Below are 15,948 nucleotides of genomic sequence, written 5' to 3' on the forward strand. Positions count from 1 at the left end.
CGATCTCAGCGCCTGGATCCATCGCTACAACTGGCATCGACCGCACGGCGGGATAGGATCACGCACGCCCATCAGCCGTCTCGGCCTCGAACGGGACAACCTGTTGAGCCTCCACAGCTAGCCGTTGGTCGGGAGTTCGCGGAGCATGGCGTGGTCCGCCACGGGCAAGACGAGTACGTGAACCCGCAGGACCGCACGATCCACACGAACACGATTGAAGGCTACTTCAGCGTGTTCAAGCGGGGCATGGAGGGCGTCTACCAGCACTGCGGTAAGCGCCACCTGCATCGCTACCTCGCGGAGTACGACTTCCGTTACAATGAGCGGGCGGCCAACGGCGTCAACGACCTTGAAAGGACGTCTCGCGCGTTGTCTGGTGTTGTTGGCAAGAGACTGAAATACCGGGACTCGTCTGCGTGGCGGTAATCGCGGTCAATCCTGACCTTGTGATCTGGGCTCGCGAGTTCCGCGGCCTGGACCGAGCTGCTGCGGCAGCGCGGTTGTCCGTCACTGAGCAAGAGCTTGCTGCAATCGAAGCTGGTGAGCGGAAGGTCAACCTGACGTTCTTCCGCAAGCTTTCCGACCGCTTCCGCATCCCACGCGCAACCCTGCTTCGCCGCACGCGGCCGCAGGTGCCTCCGATGCCAATGGACTTCCGCACGGTTGAGGGGCGCGAGGCGACCCTCGGCTTCGATGTGCGGTTGGCGATCAGCCACGCCTATACGATCGAGCAGAACATTCTTGAGCTCGTGGACGCCGATGCGGCGCCGCCGACTCCGGTGCTGCCCCACATTGGGCTGAGAGAGAACGCCAGCGAGGCTGGTGAGCGCGAGCGGCGGCGGCTGGGCATTGGCGGCGTGACGCAACTGGCGTGGCCGTCCGACGAAGCCTTCCGCAACTGGCGCACCATCATTGAGGGCACTGGCGTCTACGTGCTGCTCAAGAAATGGGATCGCTCTGACTGCCTGGGCTTCACCATCTACCGCGACCGCAACGCGCCGATCATCGTCATCAATAAGGCCGACGAGTACGAGCCGGTCAGGACCTTCACCCTGATACACGAGTACGCGCACCTGCTGCTGCGTCAGCCGGGGATTTCCGACCAAAACGACGCCAATCCGGTGGAGGCGTACTGCAACCGCTTCGCCGGGGGCTTCCTCATGCCCCGCGCAGTACTGGCCGAGATACTACCTTACTGGCCAGAGCGTCCGGTCGAGTGGACCCTCGACCAAATCCGCGAGTGGGCGCGGCGGTTGAAAGTGAGCCAACAGGCCTTGGCTCTACGTCTTGAGCAGCTCGGCGTCGCGCCGCAGGGCTACTATGAGCGTCTGGTAGAGATGCAGCGGCTACGGCCTCGTACGCCGGGGGGGAACTACAACAACACCCAGGTCAATGAGCTGGGAGACCGGTTCACCTCCACCGTACTGAGCGCCGAGAACCAGCGTCTCATCACACGGAGCGAAGCCGCCGAAATCCTCGATCTGGCACCGCGCTACTTCGATGGTGTGCGCGAGCAGATTGGCCGGCAGCTTGCGCGCGTCGGTGCTGGGGGGCGGTAAATCTACATCATCGACACGGACGCGATTGCCCACATGAGGGACAGGCCCGACGCGGCCTTGTCTCATGATCGGCTGATTCAGTGCGTTCGTGACGGACACCTCAAGACCGTGGAGCAGGTGTTCGATGAGCTTCGCCGTTGGCCGGAAGTGGTCGCGAGGTTCCGGCCTGTGAAGCGGGCCATGCTCGTCGCCAGCCAGTACAGCCCAGAGGTACAAGACTGGGTCGGGCGTATCTCAGAGGACTTCGATTTTCTGTTCGACCTGACCGGATCGAAGAACCCCGACCCGGCGGACCCTTGGCTCATCGCGTGCGCCAAGGTCTACGGGTACACTCTTGTCACGGACGAGCGTCCGGCAAGCACAAAGAAGATCCCGTTCGTGTGCCGCCAGCAGGGCGTCGATGTTCGATGCATCAACGGCCCGACTTTGCTTCAGGAGCTTGGCTATGTCTGACAAGAACCAGGCGCAGCGCTTCGAGGAAGCCGCCCGGGAAGCCGGCGCTGACGAGAGCGGGGCGACCTTCGAGCGGGTCTTCAAGGCGATAGTGCCGCCGAAGCCGCGCCCGCAACAGGCGACCAAGAAGGTGTCAGCGCGCCGCAAGCGCGGCCCTTCCGATGCGTGAACTCCTGCCCTTCATCGGCCTCGCGGCGCTAACCGCTGTCGGGATCGAGGGTTGGTTGCTCATCAGCGGCAACCGCATCCTTCTCGAAGAGAGGAGGGTTGAGCCCGGAGAGCACTACGTCGCGGGCGACTGGGGCGACCTTGCGTCGAACAGCCAAGCGTCGCTCGTCTGCACGTACTTCACTGGGCGAAGCGCCCCGAAGATCGCCGTCTACTGGTACTCCGCATCAAACGTGCTTGGCCGGGATAGCTGCCCGTTCATCTGGAAGCCGCCGCACGGGTAGCGCCCGTCGCGGGTACGGATTGTATAATTTCGCCTTTCTTTTGCCCGACGCCGATGACGACTCCCGAGACCGGCAGCCCACTGACCTGGACCGACGACGGCCAGCCGCGCTCGCGCCTGTTCGGCGACGTCTATTTCTCGGCCGAGGACGGGCTGGCCGAGACCCGGGCGGTCTTCCTTGAGGGCTGCGGCCTTCCCGGGGCCTGGGCGGAACGCCGGCGGTTCGTGGTGGGCGAGCTTGGATTCGGCACGGGCCTGAACATCGTCGCCCTGCTGGACCTGTGGCGCCGCACGCGTCCGGCGGAAGGCCGGCTGCACGTCTTCACCATCGAGGGGCATCCGATCACCGCCGAGGAGGCCGCGAGGGCGCTTTCCCGCTGGCCGGAGGTCGCGGGAATCGCCGAAGCGCTGGTCCGGCGCTGGCCCGGGCGGGCGCGGGGCGTCCACCGCATCGAGCTTCCCGAGTTCGCCGCCGTCGTCGACGTGGCGGTCATGGACGTGGCCGAGGCGCTCGCCGGCTGGACCGGAAGGGCCGACGCCTGGTTCCTCGACGGCTTCTCGCCCGCCCTGAATCCCCAGATGTGGACCGACGAGATCCTGGCCCTCGTCGGCGCCCGCTCGGCCCCGGGGGCGCGGGCGGCGACCTTCACCGTGGCCGGCCAGGTCCGCCGCGGGCTCGCCGCCGCGGGCTTCGCCGTCGAGAAGCGGCCGGGCTTCGGGCGCAAGCGTGAACGCCTGGAGGCCCATATGCCGGGCGAGGCCGCCGATTCGCCTGTCCGCCGCGTTGCGGTCGTGGGCGCCGGGATCGCCGGCGCGGCCGCCGCCCGGGCGGTGCGGGCGCTGGGCGGCGAGGCCGTGGTGCTGGACGCCGAGGGACCCGGCGCCGGCGGCTCGGGCAATCCCGCCGGCCTGGTCACGCCCCGCCTGGACGCCGGTCTGGGACCACCCGCCCGCCTCTTCGCCCAGGCCTTCGCCCGCGCCGCCCGACTGTATGAAGACCACGCCGAGGCGATCCTCGCCCGCGGCGTCCTGCAGCTCGCCGCCGCCGAACGCGACGAAGGCCGCTTCGCCCGCATCGCCGCCTCGGACCTCTTCGAGCCCGATGCGCTGGAGATGCTGTCTGCCGAGGCCGCCACGGCGCGCCTGGGCGAACCGGCGCCCGCCGCCCTCGACCAGCGGACGGCGCTTGTCCTGGAGCCTGCCCCGGTGCTGGCCGCCTGGACCGGCGAGGTGCGCCGCGCCCGGATCGCAAGCCTGTATCCTCGCGACGGCGAATGGGTCCTGCTGGACGAGGCCGGCGAACAGGTCCTGCGCGCCGACGCCGTGATCCTGGCGGCGGCGCAGGGTTCGGCGGCGCTGCTTCCCGACCTGCCGCTCAGGCCCGTGCGGGGCCAGGCGAGCTGGACCACCGAGGCTGCGTTCGGCGTCGCGGCCGCCTGGGGCGGCTATGTCCTGCCGATCCGGGGCGGCGTGCTGTTCGGGGCGACCCACGACCGGGACGATGCGGCGACGGACGTGCGGGCCGGCGACCACATCCGCAACCTGGAAACCCTGGCCCGCGCCCTGCCCGGCCTGGCGGGCCGTGTGGGCGCCGCCCGCCTGGAGGGCCGCGCCGCCGTACGCGCGACGACGCCCGACCGCCTGCCGATCGCCGGCGGAGCTCAGCCCGGCCTCTTCGTGCTGACGGGCTTCGGCTCGCGCGGGCTGTCGATGGCTCCGCTGCTGGCCGAGCATGTGGCGGCCGAGGTGATGGGCGCGCCATCGCCCCTGCCGGCGGCCTCACAGGCGCTGGTCGCGGCGGACCGCTTCGCCCGTCGCGGACATTCCTAAGCTCCATCGCGCGCCCTATATTCGGGATGCTCGGGGGACGTCCTTGCCTTGAGGAACCGAGAATGAGCTGGAAGATCGCCACCGCCGCCCTGGCCGCGGGCCTGCTGGCGCTGAGCGCCGCCGCGCCCCAGGCGGCCGCCAAGTCGCCCACCGAACCCGCCGCCAAGCCCGCGCGCCAGTGCTTCTGGGCCAGTCAGGTGAACAGCTTCGCCTCCGACGACGACCGCCACGTCTATGTCCGGGTCGGCGTGAAGGACGTCTACGAACTGGAGATGTTCGGGCGCTGCCACGACGTCGACTGGTCGCAGAAGATCGGCATCGTCTCGCGCGGCGGATCGACCATCTGCTCGGGCCTCGACGCCGAGATCATCGCCCCCTCGCCGACCGGCCCGCAGCGTTGCCAGGTGAGCAAGGTGCGCAAGCTGACCGAGGCCGAGATCAAGGCCCTGCCCAAGCGCGCCCGGCCCTAAGGCAGAGAACGCCGCCGGGTGAGCCGGCGGCGTCCCCTTCCGGCTAGTAGGCGAACCGGAGCGTCAGGCCGTAGGTCCTGGGCTGGCCCAGGAAGGCGTTGAACGAGCCCGGCTGGAACGGGGCGTCGAAGGCCACCTGGTAATAAACCTCGTCGAAGATGTTCTGGCCCCAGGCCTCCAGCGTCCAGCGCTCGTCCTTGGAGCCGACACTGACCCGGGCGTTCACCACCGTGTAGCCCGGCTGGTTCTTGATCGGGTTGAGGTCCGAGCCGGTGTTGTAGGACGAGACGCTCTTGGCGTTGACCGCGAACCGGCCGGTGAGGTCGTCGGTCAGGTCGCGCTGGTAGGTGACGCCCACCGATCCCGACCAGAGCGGCGCCAGCGACAGCCGCGACCCGGGCACGTTGCCGCCCAGCGCCACCGGCGTGCTGTTCGGATAGTAGGTCTGCGCGTAGGTCACCCCGCCGTTGAGCGTCAGGCCGTCCACCGGCGTGAACCACAGGAAGTCCATGTCCACGCCCTTGGACACCACCTTGGGCACCGAGGTCACGGTGAAGACCAGGCCGTTGAACGCGTTGAGCTGGAAGTCGCTGTAGTCCTGCCAGAACCCGGTGGCGTTCAGCAGCAGCGAGCGGTTCAGCAGGGTGTTCTTGAAGCCGATCTCGTAGGAATCGACCATCTCGGGCGCGAAGCTGGTGTCGAGCACCGGCGCCGTGGCCTGGCCGGCGACCGTCTGGACGGTGGAGGCGATGCGGTCGAGGTTGAAGCCGCCCGCCTTGTAGCCGCGGGCGTAGGAGGCATAGGCCAGCACCTGCTCGTTGAACCGGTAGGCCGCCTTCACGGTGCCGGTGAACTTCTCCTCGTCGAGCGACTGGGCGTTGCGGCCGATCTGGCCGAAGCGCGGATTGCCCGAGGCGGCGCAGATGAGCTGATAGGGCCCGCTTCCGAGGAGGCCGCCGGCCCGGATCAGGGCGCCGCTGGCCGGCACGGGACCGCCGATCACCGCCGCGCGGGCGAGCGCGGTGGCGCAGCCCACGCCGCCGTCGGTGTTGCTCCAGAAGGTGTCGAGGTCCTTCTCCTCCCAGGTGTAGCGGGCGCCGACTGTCAGCTCGAGCGCCTCGGTGAGCTTGAAGCTGTTGTTGGTGAAGAGGGCGAAGCCCTGTTCCTCCTGCTGATAGAGGTCGTTCTGGCCGTTGCCGGCCACGAAGGTCGAGCCGTTGGCCGGCCGCCCCGTGAACAGCGGAAGCTGGCCGCCGAGCAGCGCGCTCAGATAGGGCTCGAACTGGGTCCCGTAGGTCACGGTCCGCACGTGGAGGTCGAGGTCCTCCTTCGAATAGAAGGCGCCGACCAGCCAGTTCAGCCGCTCGGTGTCGCCGGCCAGCCGCACCTCCTGGGTGAAGGTCTTGAACTGGGTGTAGGCCGGATCGGCGTCCTCGAGGCCCGCCGTGTAGAGGACGTCCGCCGAGGTCCAGTCGACATCCGTGCCGCCCTGTTGGCGCCACTTGCGATAGGCGGTGATCGAGGTCAGGCGCGCGCCGCCCAGCCAGGGCGTCTCCCAGTCAACCTGGGCCGAGAGCCCCTTGTCGGTGATCTTTTTCTTGAAGCTGCGGTTGCTGTAGTCGCGGAAGGCGTCGACGTCCGGCGGACTGGCGAGGCCTCCGGGCGCGAGCGCGGTGATGATGGCCGCCGTGGACCCGTTGAAGATCTGCACCGCGCCGCAGCAGCGCTCGTCGCGCCGCGTGTAGTCCGCCGCCACGTTAACCTGCAGGGTGGCGGAGGGCTCGAACAGCACCTGCAGGCGGCCCGTGTAGAAGTCCTGGTCGTTGTTGTCGGGTCCGGCGCTCTTGTAGACGCCGTCGCGCTCGCGGGCCGCGACATAGAGGCGGGCGGCCACCTGGTCGGCGACGATCGGCCCGGTGACGCCCAGCGAGGCCCCGAAGCCGTCGTAGTTGCTCACCGTCACCTCGGAGTCGGCGGCGAGCGCCATCTCGGGCCGCTTGGTGATGATGTTGATGACGCCGGCGGTGGTGTTCTTGCCGAACAGGGTGCCCTGCGGCCCCTTCAGCACCTCGATCCGCTCGGGCTCTCCCAGGTCGCTGAAGGCCACACCGTTGCGCGGTCGGTAGACCCCGTCGATGACCACGCCCACGGAGGATTCGAGGCCGGGATTGTCGCCCACCGTGCCGATGCCCCGGATGCGGGCGGTGGTGATCGCCGCGCTGCTGGTGGACGTGACCGTCAGGCCGGGCGCGGCGATGGTCAGGTCCTTGATGTCGCGGATGCCCGCGTCGCGAAGCTGCTGGGCGTTCACGGACGTGACCACGATCGGCACGTCCTGCAGGCTCTGTTCGCGCATCTGGGCGGTGACGACCACCTCGTCGATGGTTCGCGGCTCTTGCTGCGAAGCCGCCTGGTTCGCGCTTTGGGCCGTCGCCGGCTGGAACGCGCCGAGAGACAGGGTCGCGGCCAGCAGCGAGCCGCCGCAGAGATAGCGGGTCTTGGACATTCGGTTCTCCTCCCCTCGGCAGCCTCTGATCGGGCCGCCTGAGCAGTGGAATAACGGACCAATTCCGCCGGCTTTGCCACCGAAAACCCGCCGCTCAGGGAACACGGAAATGTGAAATCGCGGTATGATTGGGTGCTTTCTCGCCCCGCGCGAATGGACAAGCCCGGACAGCGTCGGCACGGTGCGCGGCCGATCAATTGGAGGACGTGATGGCCGACGGTGTGGGACTGGAGCTGCGCTCGCTGGTGAAGCCGGAGGGGGAGCTGGAGCTTTCGCTCGTCGAGGTCGAGGTCCCCACGCCCGGCGCGGACGAGATCCTGGTCCGGGTCGAGGCCACACCCATCAACCCCTCGGACCTCGGCCTGCTGACCGGCCCGGCGGACCTCTCCACCCTCAAGGCGTCGGGGACCAAGGACCGGCCGGTGCTCACCGCCGCGATCCCCGCGGCCGCCATGCCCGGCCTGGCCGCGCGGGTCGGCCAGTCGATGCCCGTCGGCAACGAGGGCTCGGGCGTGGTCATCGCCGCCGGCGCCTCGCCCGAGGCCCAGGCCCTGGCGGGCAAGACCGTCGCCATGATCGGCGGGGCCATGTACGCGCAATACCGCTGCCTGAAGGCCGCCGACGTCATCGTCCTGCCGGACGACGCCACGCCCGCCGACGGCGCCTCGTGCTTCGTCAACCCGCTGACCGCGCTGGGCATGGTCGAGACCATGCGCCGCGAGGGCCACAAGGCCCTGGTTCATACCGCCGCGGCCTCGAACCTCGGCCAGATGCTGGTGCGCATCTGCAAGGCCGACGGCGTGCCCCTGGTGAACATCGTGCGCAGCGCAGAGCAGGAGGAGCTGCTGCGCGGCCAGGGCGCGGAGTACGTGGTGAACTCCACCGACCCGGACTTCATGGCCAAGCTCACCGACGCGGTGGCCGCGACCGGCGCGACGCTCGCCTTCGACGCCATCGGCGGCGGCCGGCTGGGCAGCCAGATCCTCTCGGCCATGGAGGCCGCCGCCAACCGCACGGCCGGCGCCTACAGCCGCTACGGCTCGTCGGTGTACAAGCAGCTCTACATCTACGGCTCGCTCGACACCCGGCCGACCGAACTGGCTCGGAACTTCGGCTTCGCCTGGGGCGTGGCCGCCTGGCTGCTGACTCCGTTCCTGATGAAGATCGGGCCCGAGGCCGGCCAGCGCCTGCGGGCCCGGGTGGCCGCCGAGCTGAAGACCACCTTCAAAAGCCACTACACCGCCGAGATCGGCCTGGCCGAGGCCCTCGATCCCAAGGTGCTGGCCGCCTACAGCCGCCGGGCGACCGGCGAGAAGTACCTGATCAACCCGACGAAGGGCCTCTAGGACCTCAGCGCTGGACCACCGCCACCTGGGCCCCCAGGCCCGCGCCGGCGAGCTCGCGCTCGGCCTGGGTGAAGCCGTAGGCGGGGACGATCTCGCCCCCGCGGTCGGCGACCTCGTCCCAGCGCGCCGCGACCTGCTCGCCCGCGTCGGAACCCGCGCCGATCTGGACGCCAGTCGTCAGGGTGACGTGGGCCGCGGCGAAGTAGCCCGCGCCGGCGCACAGGATCGCCCGCGTCGGCGCCTCGTCGCCGACCAGGGCCAGCAGCCCGGGACTGACGAGCGCCGGAGAGAGCAGCTCCAGGCTTTCCTCCGAGAGCACGCCGTGGGTCATCTGGGTGGCGGCCGTGGGCGCCAGGCAGTTGACCCGGATTCCGTACTTCTCGCCCTCGATGGCCAGGGTCTGCATCAGCCCCACCAGCGCCATCTTGGCGGCGCCGTAGTTGGCCTGGCCGAAGTTGCCGTAGAGGCCCGACGAGGAGGTGGTCATGACGACGCGGCCGTGGCCCTGTGCGCGCATGATCTCCCAAACCGCCTTGGTGCAGATCGCCGCACCCATCAGGTGGACGTCCACCACCAGGCGGAAGTCGTCCAGGCTCATCTTGGCGAAGGTCTTGTCGCGCAGGATGCCGGCGTTGTTCACCAGGATGTCCACCCGGCCCCAGGCGTCCATGACGCGGCCGACCATCGCCCCCACGGCCGCCTCGTCGGTCACCGAGGCCGCGACCGGCAACGCCTCGCCGCCGGCCGCCACGATCTCGGCGGCCACGCGGTCGGCGGCCTCCTGGCCCACGTCGTTGACGACCACCCTGGCGCCCTTGGACGCCAGGTAGAGCGCGTGGGACCGCCCCAGCCCTCCGCCCGCGCCCGTGACGATTGCGACCCGATCCTGCAGCGACATACGACGCCCCCTCACTTTATTCACTAACACGTTAGCGAATATAATGGGCGTCGTGAAGCGCGAAGGCTCCGGGAGCGGGTCCTCAGCCCTTCCGGGCCGGGGCGCGTGCGTCGCAGATCTCGAGGAAGCCGGCGGCCATGAACCGCGCCATCCGCTGCTTGATGGCCACGAAATCCTCCGACTTGCAGAGGCCTCCGGAAAGCTTGTCGATCCGGCCCGTCCGCGCCAGCGTCACCATCAGCGCGCCGGTCACGAAGTGATAGCCCCAGAAGATGTCCTCTTCGGCACAGTCCGGCAGGGCCTTCTTCAGAAGCTTGATCAGGCGCAGCACAACGGGATCGAAGTGCTGGTCCATCAGCTCCGCCCCCCACTCCGGGGTGTTCGACACCAGCGCGCCCAGGGCGCCATAGTTCTTCCAGCCCTCGCCGCCCTGGATGTAGAGGTCGAGGTCGGTGTCCAGGAACGCGTGCAGCGCGCCTTCCACCGTCGGCCGGTCGCCCGCCTGCGCCTCATAGTCCTCCAGCGCCTTCATCCGGCGCTCGCTGGTCACCGCCGCGCGCCTGGCGAACACCGCGTCGAACAGGGTCTTCTTGTCCGCGAAGTAGTAGTTTAGCAGCGTGTGGTGCACGCCCACGCGTTGCGCCACGTCCTTCAGCGTGACCCCATATAGGCCATGCTTGGAGAACAGCTCCTCGGCCGCGTCGAGGATCTGCTCCATCGACTCCGCGCGCTGCTCGGCCTTCTTCGAGCGACGACGGGGAACCACGCTATCCGGCACGCGGACCTCCCAGGCTGGCGCCGATGGCCGCGCGGAAGGCGGCCGCCACGGGACGCACGAGTTCGCCCGAGGTGCAGCGCATGTCGTCGGCGCGGGTGTGGAAGTAGCGGTGGATACCGTAGAGGCCGATGGTGGTCCCGTAACCGGCCTTCAGCACATTGGTCATCTCGCCTCCGGCGGTGGCGTTCGTGGCGACCAGCGTCGCCTCCAGGCCGCTGACGCCCGCGAACGCGGGCCGCACGCGATCGATCACGTCGGCGGTAGCCGTCAGCACGCGCTGGGCGTCGGCGCTGGGCAACGGCCGCAGCGCCCCGAACTCGTGCCAGTCTCGGGCCGCCGCGCTGGCTCCCACGTGCACCCACATGGCGGTCTTCCCGGGCTTCGGCGCTTCGTGCTCCAGGTAGTGCTCGCCGCCCAGGAACTCGAACTCATGGCCGCTGTTGGCGGCCAGCTCGACATTCACCCCGAGGTCGGTCCGCGCCAGCCAGTGGGCCAGCGACAGCCACACCGCCAGGCCCGAGCCCCGCTCGGCCGCGCAGCCGAACCAGCCCGAGCGGGGCGTGGTGAGGATCAGGGTCCTGGCCGCCTTGCGGTCGAGCCGGGCGATGAGGTTGTAGGCCGACCGGGTTCCCCTCCGGCCGTCGATCGTGAGGGTCGCCGGGCGACCCTCGGCGGCGGCGGCCAGGAAGGGCGCGGCGTCCTTCGGCGCGAGGATGGCCACGGGCCGGGGCGGGCCGGGCTTGCGGGCGCTGACGTTCAACGCGATCGCCTCGCCGGTGGGGCCCGTGGTCACCAGCACGACCGCAGCGGCGCCGCGGGCCAAGGCGTCCTCCAGCGGGCGGGCGGCCTGGGGGTCCGCCAGCGTCACCCAGCGCCTGTAGGGCAGCACGACCAGGGCGATGGCGCCGGTGAGGTCGCCACCCTCCGAGGCCAGCCGCAGCGGCCCCGTCAGTCCGCCCGGACCCGTGGTCGGCGCCACCGGGCTGGCGACCAGGGGAACCTTCGCCTCGCCGCTCGCCAGGGTCAGGGCCTTCGGGTCGAGGAAGGGCACGTCGAACGACTGCCGCCGGCAGGCGTAGCCCGTACGGGAGAGCTCCCCCTCCAGCCAGGCGCCGCAGGTCTCGTCCCCGGGTCCGCCGGACGCCTTCTCGCCGAAGCCAGCATAGCGCTCCAGCACCGCCTGCAGCCAGGCCGCATCCAGACCGTCCGACGCCGCACCGCTTTCAGCTCCCTGCCCGGCTTGGGCCGGCGCCGCCGCCGCGAGGCCGAGCACGCCGGTGGCGGCCATGAGGCTTCGTCGCGATGGGTGGAGGCGGGCGCCGGGCGGGGATTTCAAGGTCTCGTGCATCTTCCAGGTCGCAGTCAGGGTCACGGGCCGATATTCATTCACCGGCGAGTTAAAACTGGCACGGCCGCGGCGCCGTGCGCGAGTGGATTCGGGAGTACAGGAAATGGCGCATGTCCGCACGGCCGCGCTGCTGCTGGCAGGTCTCGTCGTGGCGCAGCCGCCCGTCGCGGCGGCGGCGGCGGCCGCGGCGGCCGAAATCCGGGCTCCCGGCCTGCAGGCCGCGCTGGACTATGCCCGCGCCCAGAAGACGACGGGCTTCCTGGTGATCCGGGATGGACAAGTGCTGGCCCGGGCCAACTGGCCGCTGCCGGAGGACGCCGCCCGGTTCCGCGCGACCTTCGCCCACGGCGTCAACGCGGCGGGCGAACCGTTGGAAGACGTCGCCTCGCTTCAGAAGAGCGTCGTGGCCATGCTGACGGCGATCGCCGTCGACAAGGGCCTGCTCGACGTCGAGAAGCCGGTCTCCGCCTATCTGGGGCCCGGCTGGTCCAAGGCCTCGCCGGATCAGGAAGCCAGGATCCGCGTCATCCACGTCCTGACCATGAGCTCCGGTCTGGACGAGGGCTTCGCCTTCGTCGCCGAACCGGGGACGGTCTTCCTCTACAACACGCCCGTCTACGCCGTGACGCAGCGGGTGCTGGAGGCCGCCGCCCGCCGGCCGCTGGCCGAGATAACCCGCGACTGGCTGACAGGCCCGGCGGGCATGGCCGACACCGCCTGGCGGCCCCGACCGGCGGCCTTCGGCGACGTGGGCAACCCGGTGGGCCTGGTCACCACCCCCGGCGACCTGGCGAAGCTCGGCCAGCTCGTGCTGGACCGCGGCCGCGCGGCCGACGGGACCAGGGTGGTGTCCGAAACGAGTCTCGCCGACCTCTTCCGGCCCTCGCCGAGCAATCCGGCCTATGGCCGTCTCTGGTGGCTGAACGGGAGCGACCACGCCATCCGCGCGCCCGCGCGCCGGGCCGACGGGCCGCTGATCCCGACCGCGCCGCCCGACCTGGCGGCCGCGCTGGGCGCGCTCGACCGCAAGCTCTACATCTCGCCCGGCCGCCGGCTGGTCGTGGTTCGCCTGGGCCAGGCCGCGCCGGACAAGGCCTTCGACGCCAACCTCTGGCGGCTGCTGTCCGCCGCCCTCGACTGACACTCCTCCGCCCGAAAAGAAGACAGGCGGCCAAGGCCGCCTGTGAAGTCCCGGGGAAGAACTAGAAGGCCTTGCGGACGCCGATCTCGATGGTCCGGCCCAGCGGGTTCCCCGTCCACGGATCATAGCCGAACTCCTCCTGGGCGGGCGGCGGGTCGCGGTCGAGGAGGTTCGCGACGGTGGCGGTCAGCGCCAGGCCGTCGTCGAGCTCCAGGCGATAGGTGAAGTCGACGGTGATCCACTCCTCGCCCTCCTCGCCGTACTGGACCCCGGCCCGCTCGTCCTTGACCGCCGAGACGTAGTTCACCCCCAGGCGGAAGTTCTGGCGGTCCAGGCGGTAGTTGGCCGCCAGGTTCGCCCGCAATTTCGGCGCGGCCTGGGCGAAGGTGGCGAAGTTGAGCATCCCCAGCCGGTCGTCGCCGGTCGAGACCACCACGCCGTCCAGTTCGGTCGGGCCGGTCTTCAGTTCGGTGACGCGGGTCGCCGTCAGGCTGAGGCCCAGGTCGCCCGGGCCAACCGGCAGGTTGTAGTCCGCCTGGATGTCGAAGCCGTTGGTGCTCTGGCCCGGGCCGTTGCCGTACCGGGTGGAAACCGAGGAGAAGGCGCCCACGGCGCTCATGCCCACCGCGCAGGTCCCGTTGAAGGTGACCCGCCGCAGCAGCGGCTGGACGCCCGGATCGCAGGTGGTGATCGTGCCGCCTGGGCCGTTGAACACCAGGCTGGCGATCTGGTTCGGGTCGGCGATCTGGCCGATCTGATCCTTCGTCTTGATGTCGAAGTAGTCGACGATCAGCCGGAAGTCGTGGTCGTCGGCGAAGCCTCGGCTCTTCCAGATGGCCCCGACGTTCCAGGCCTTCGCCGTTTCGGGCTTAAGGCTCTCGTCGGTGATGAACTGGGCCGCGAGCCAGTTGCTGGCCGCCACGGTGTAGGTCCGGGCCGCGACGGTGACGGCGCCGGGCGTCACGCTGAGCGGCGGCGTCTGGTAGTTGGTGCCGTAGGACGCCCGGACCGAGAGCGGCCCCCAGACATCCCACTTGCCCGCGACCTTGTAGACGGTGGCGCCAAGGCCGCCCGAGAACTCCTCGTGCCGCACCGCGGCCTGGACGTTCACGTTGTCGAGCAGCGGCAGGTCGAGCTCGCCGAAGAACGAATACTGCTGGCGGTCGGCGTAGTCCGGCGGGTTCGTGGCGAACAGGACGAACGGGCCCGGGCTGTCCGGCGTGCAGCCCCGGAAGTTCGGGTCCGTCGTGGGCAGCGGATTGGCCTCCAGGTTCGGCGAGCCGGCCCCGTTGGCGCTGGTGGTTCCGTTCGGCCATTCGCAGGGGATGGCGCCGTTGAAGAACGGGCTGGGCACCGTCTCGCGGCTCTCGAAGGTGCGGAGCTGGCCGCCGGCCGCCCAGCCGATGTCGCCGCCCGGCAGGCGGATGCCGGTGCGCCCGTCGAACACCAGGTCGACCGTCAGGCTCTGATTGACCGTCTCCTGGGCCCGCGGGTCGAACATCCAGCGGACCAGCTCGGCCGGGTTCTCGGTCCCGGCCACGTAGTTCGGGTTGGCGAGGTTTCGCACCGGCTGCTCGGCGAAGCCGGTGGAGAAGGGGTTCCACCACAGGCAGCCGTTCTTGCCGGCGGCGGCGGGGTTCTGGGTGCCGAAGCGCGTAGGATCGAGGTCCACGGCCTGGCAGGCAGGGCCGCCGAAGCCGTTCAGCGCCTCCTGCACCCGGTAGCCGATGGTGTCGGGGTGGGTGTTGAACAGGGTCGCCTGGTTGTAGGTGACCGCGAAGTCGTAGCCGATCCCCTTGGCCAGACCCGCCCAGTCGCCGAACTCGCCCTTCAGGCCGGCCGACACCCGCCACACCTGGTTGTCGACCTTGTCGGGCACGCCGAACCCTTCGCCGTCGCCGAGCGCCAGGTTGCCGCCATGCCCCAGCAGGCGCCAGGTGACCGGCGTGAAGCCCTGCGCGCCGACGATCCCGTTGCGCGCCGCGAAGGCCGCCGCGTGCGGGTTGGCGATCGGGACGTAGAACTGGAACACCGAGCCGGTGGCGAGCGCCGGGCCGCGCACCATCGGCTGGGCGGGGGAGCCGAACACCTGCGGCACGGTCACCTGGCCATAGGAGACGTCGGCATGGAAATCCATGTCCTCGGTCACCTTGGCGTTCAGCTGGGCGTAGACCCGGTAGGTGTCGGTGTTCTCGACCAGATTGTAGTAGGGGATGTAGTTGTAGGCGCAGGTGAAATTGTTGTCGTAGCGGCCCCCGACCGCCGCGCAGCTGGCCGGCGAGAAGTCCGAGACGATGCCGCCCACTGGCGCGCCGAACTCGCCGTTGGCCGTGGCGCTGGGGACCGCCGGAAGGGCGCCGCGCGGCTGCCAGCCCGCCAGGTTCGTGAGCGTCGACCAGGGGGCGGGATTGTAGCCCGGCCGGGTCGGGTCCAGCGAGTCGTGGGTGAAGCCGCGTTCCAGTGCGTGCAGGCGTGAGCGGTGGTCGTACTCCGCCGACCACAGGAAGTTGACGTCGCCCTTGCCGAAGCCGCCCAGCAGGCCGATCGAATAGTCGCCCTTGGAGCCGTCGATGTACTTGTACTGAGCCTGGGCCTCGAGGCCCACGAAGCGGTCGCGGGTGATGAAGTTCACGACGCCGCCCGTGGCGTCGGCGCCATAGATCACCGCCGCGCCGTCCTTCAGGATCTCGGTCCTGGCGATGGCGATGGACGGGATGTTGGAGGTGTTGATGTCCATCCGCCGGCCGTTCAGCAGGATCAGGGTCTTGTCCGATCCCAGGCCGCGCAGGTTGTAGTTGACCGAGCCGGTCAGCGCGGGGCCGCCGAAGTAGTAGGACTCGCCCGTGGTGGGCCCCGAGATGGTCAGGCTCTTGGCGAACTCCAGCGCCGTGGGCGCGCCGCGCGCCTCCAGGTCGGCCTGGCTGAAGACCTCCACCGGCAGGGCCGCGTCCTCGGGCGTGCCGCGGATGTGCGAGCCGGTGACGACCACCTCCTCGACCTGGGCCTCCTGGCCCCAGGCGGCGGCCGGCATGGCGGCCAGACAGGCGAGAATCGCAGCGGCCGACGCGCTGCCGAACGCAGACTTCATGGCTTCCTCCCGTATGAGCTTGAATGCTCACTATTGTGTGAGTGAATGTGATGGACGCGCGCCGCGGCGTCAAATGATAT

14 protein-coding genes and 1 pseudogene are annotated in these 15,948 nt (G+C 69.8%); 10 read left to right on the top strand and 5 right to left on the bottom strand.

Annotation, left to right across the window (positions count from 1 at the left end):
* The 8 genes and pseudogenes from ACK4TT_RS16965 to ACK4TT_RS17000 form a co-directional block, all read left to right on the top strand.
* A partial coding sequence (locus ACK4TT_RS16965; protein WP_410213478.1) for an integrase core domain-containing protein occupies positions 1 to 121 on the top strand: 121 nt, incomplete at its 5' end.
* Positions 122 to 123: 2 nt separating this feature from the next.
* A pseudogene (locus tag ACK4TT_RS16970) lies at positions 124 to 426 on the top strand (transposase); the annotation flags it as partial.
* A complete protein-coding gene (locus tag ACK4TT_RS16975; protein WP_410213465.1) occupies positions 417 to 1,559 on the top strand; it encodes an ImmA/IrrE family metallo-endopeptidase in 1,143 nt (380 codons plus the stop codon). The pseudogene ACK4TT_RS16970 and the gene ACK4TT_RS16975, both read left to right, overlap by 10 nt.
* Positions 1,560 to 1,568: 9 nt before the next feature.
* Positions 1,569 to 2,012, top strand: a complete 444-nt coding sequence (locus ACK4TT_RS16980; RefSeq protein ID WP_410213479.1) for a DUF4411 family protein — start codon at positions 1,569 to 1,571, stop codon at positions 2,010 to 2,012.
* A complete protein-coding gene (locus ACK4TT_RS16985) occupies positions 2,005 to 2,181 on the top strand; it encodes a hypothetical protein (RefSeq protein ID WP_410213466.1) in 177 nt (58 codons plus the stop codon). Before ACK4TT_RS16980 ends, ACK4TT_RS16985 begins: the two co-directional genes overlap by 8 nt.
* On the top strand, positions 2,174 to 2,464 hold the full coding sequence (locus ACK4TT_RS16990) for a hypothetical protein (protein ID WP_410213467.1): 291 nt from the start codon (positions 2,174 to 2,176) through the stop codon (positions 2,462 to 2,464). Before ACK4TT_RS16985 ends, ACK4TT_RS16990 begins: the two co-directional genes overlap by 8 nt.
* Before the next feature lie 53 nt (positions 2,465 to 2,517).
* Positions 2,518 to 4,293, top strand: a complete 1,776-nt coding sequence (gene mnmD / locus ACK4TT_RS16995; protein WP_410213468.1) for a tRNA (5-methylaminomethyl-2-thiouridine)(34)-methyltransferase MnmD — start codon at positions 2,518 to 2,520, stop codon at positions 4,291 to 4,293.
* A gap of 62 nt (positions 4,294 to 4,355) precedes the next feature.
* Positions 4,356 to 4,763 carry a DUF6491 family protein gene (locus ACK4TT_RS17000; RefSeq protein ID WP_409642251.1) on the top strand — a complete coding sequence of 136 codons (408 nt, stop codon included), beginning with the start codon at positions 4,356 to 4,358 and terminating at the stop codon, positions 4,761 to 4,763.
* A 43-nt stretch (positions 4,764 to 4,806) separates the two neighbouring features.
* Here the strand turns inward: ACK4TT_RS17000 and ACK4TT_RS17005 are convergent, their stop codons facing one another.
* Positions 4,807 to 7,269 (bottom strand): TonB-dependent receptor, encoded by a 2,463-nt coding sequence (locus ACK4TT_RS17005; RefSeq protein ID WP_409634393.1) that lies wholly within the window; start codon positions 7,267 to 7,269, stop codon positions 4,807 to 4,809.
* Positions 7,270 to 7,478: 209 nt separating this feature from the next.
* Between ACK4TT_RS17005 and ACK4TT_RS17010 the strand changes: the two genes are divergently transcribed.
* The gene (locus ACK4TT_RS17010; protein ID WP_409634396.1) at positions 7,479 to 8,615 is read left to right on the top strand and encodes a zinc-binding dehydrogenase; all 1,137 of its coding nucleotides are present in this window, start codon (positions 7,479 to 7,481) and stop codon (positions 8,613 to 8,615) included.
* A gap of 4 nt (positions 8,616 to 8,619) precedes the next feature.
* Here the strand turns inward: ACK4TT_RS17010 and ACK4TT_RS17015 are convergent, their stop codons facing one another.
* From ACK4TT_RS17015 to ACK4TT_RS17025, 3 genes are all read right to left on the bottom strand, one after another.
* Positions 8,620 to 9,513, bottom strand: coding sequence for an SDR family NAD(P)-dependent oxidoreductase (locus tag ACK4TT_RS17015; RefSeq protein WP_410213469.1), 894 nt, complete (start codon positions 9,511 to 9,513; stop codon positions 8,620 to 8,622).
* Between the two features lie 82 nt (positions 9,514 to 9,595).
* A complete protein-coding gene (locus ACK4TT_RS17020; protein WP_409634927.1) occupies positions 9,596 to 10,231 on the bottom strand; it encodes a TetR/AcrR family transcriptional regulator in 636 nt (211 codons plus the stop codon).
* A 49-nt stretch (positions 10,232 to 10,280) separates the two neighbouring features.
* A complete protein-coding gene (locus ACK4TT_RS17025) occupies positions 10,281 to 11,579 on the bottom strand; it encodes a hypothetical protein (protein WP_410213470.1) in 1,299 nt (432 codons plus the stop codon).
* Positions 11,580 to 11,742: 163 nt separating this feature from the next.
* Here ACK4TT_RS17025 and ACK4TT_RS17030 point away from each other — a divergent pair, with 163 nt between their 5' ends.
* Entirely contained in the window at positions 11,743 to 12,780 is a 1,038-nt protein-coding gene (locus ACK4TT_RS17030) for a serine hydrolase domain-containing protein (RefSeq protein ID WP_409634405.1), read from the top strand.
* A 61-nt stretch (positions 12,781 to 12,841) separates the two neighbouring features.
* Here the strand turns inward: ACK4TT_RS17030 and ACK4TT_RS17035 are convergent, their stop codons facing one another.
* Positions 12,842 to 15,868, bottom strand: coding sequence for a TonB-dependent receptor domain-containing protein (locus ACK4TT_RS17035; protein WP_410213471.1), 3,027 nt, complete (start codon positions 15,866 to 15,868; stop codon positions 12,842 to 12,844).
* Between the last annotated feature and the right edge of the window lie 80 nt (positions 15,869 to 15,948).

Source organism: Phenylobacterium sp., from assembly GCF_046463815.1.
In the GTDB taxonomy this organism is placed as follows: Bacteria; Pseudomonadota; Alphaproteobacteria; order Caulobacterales; family Caulobacteraceae; genus Phenylobacterium.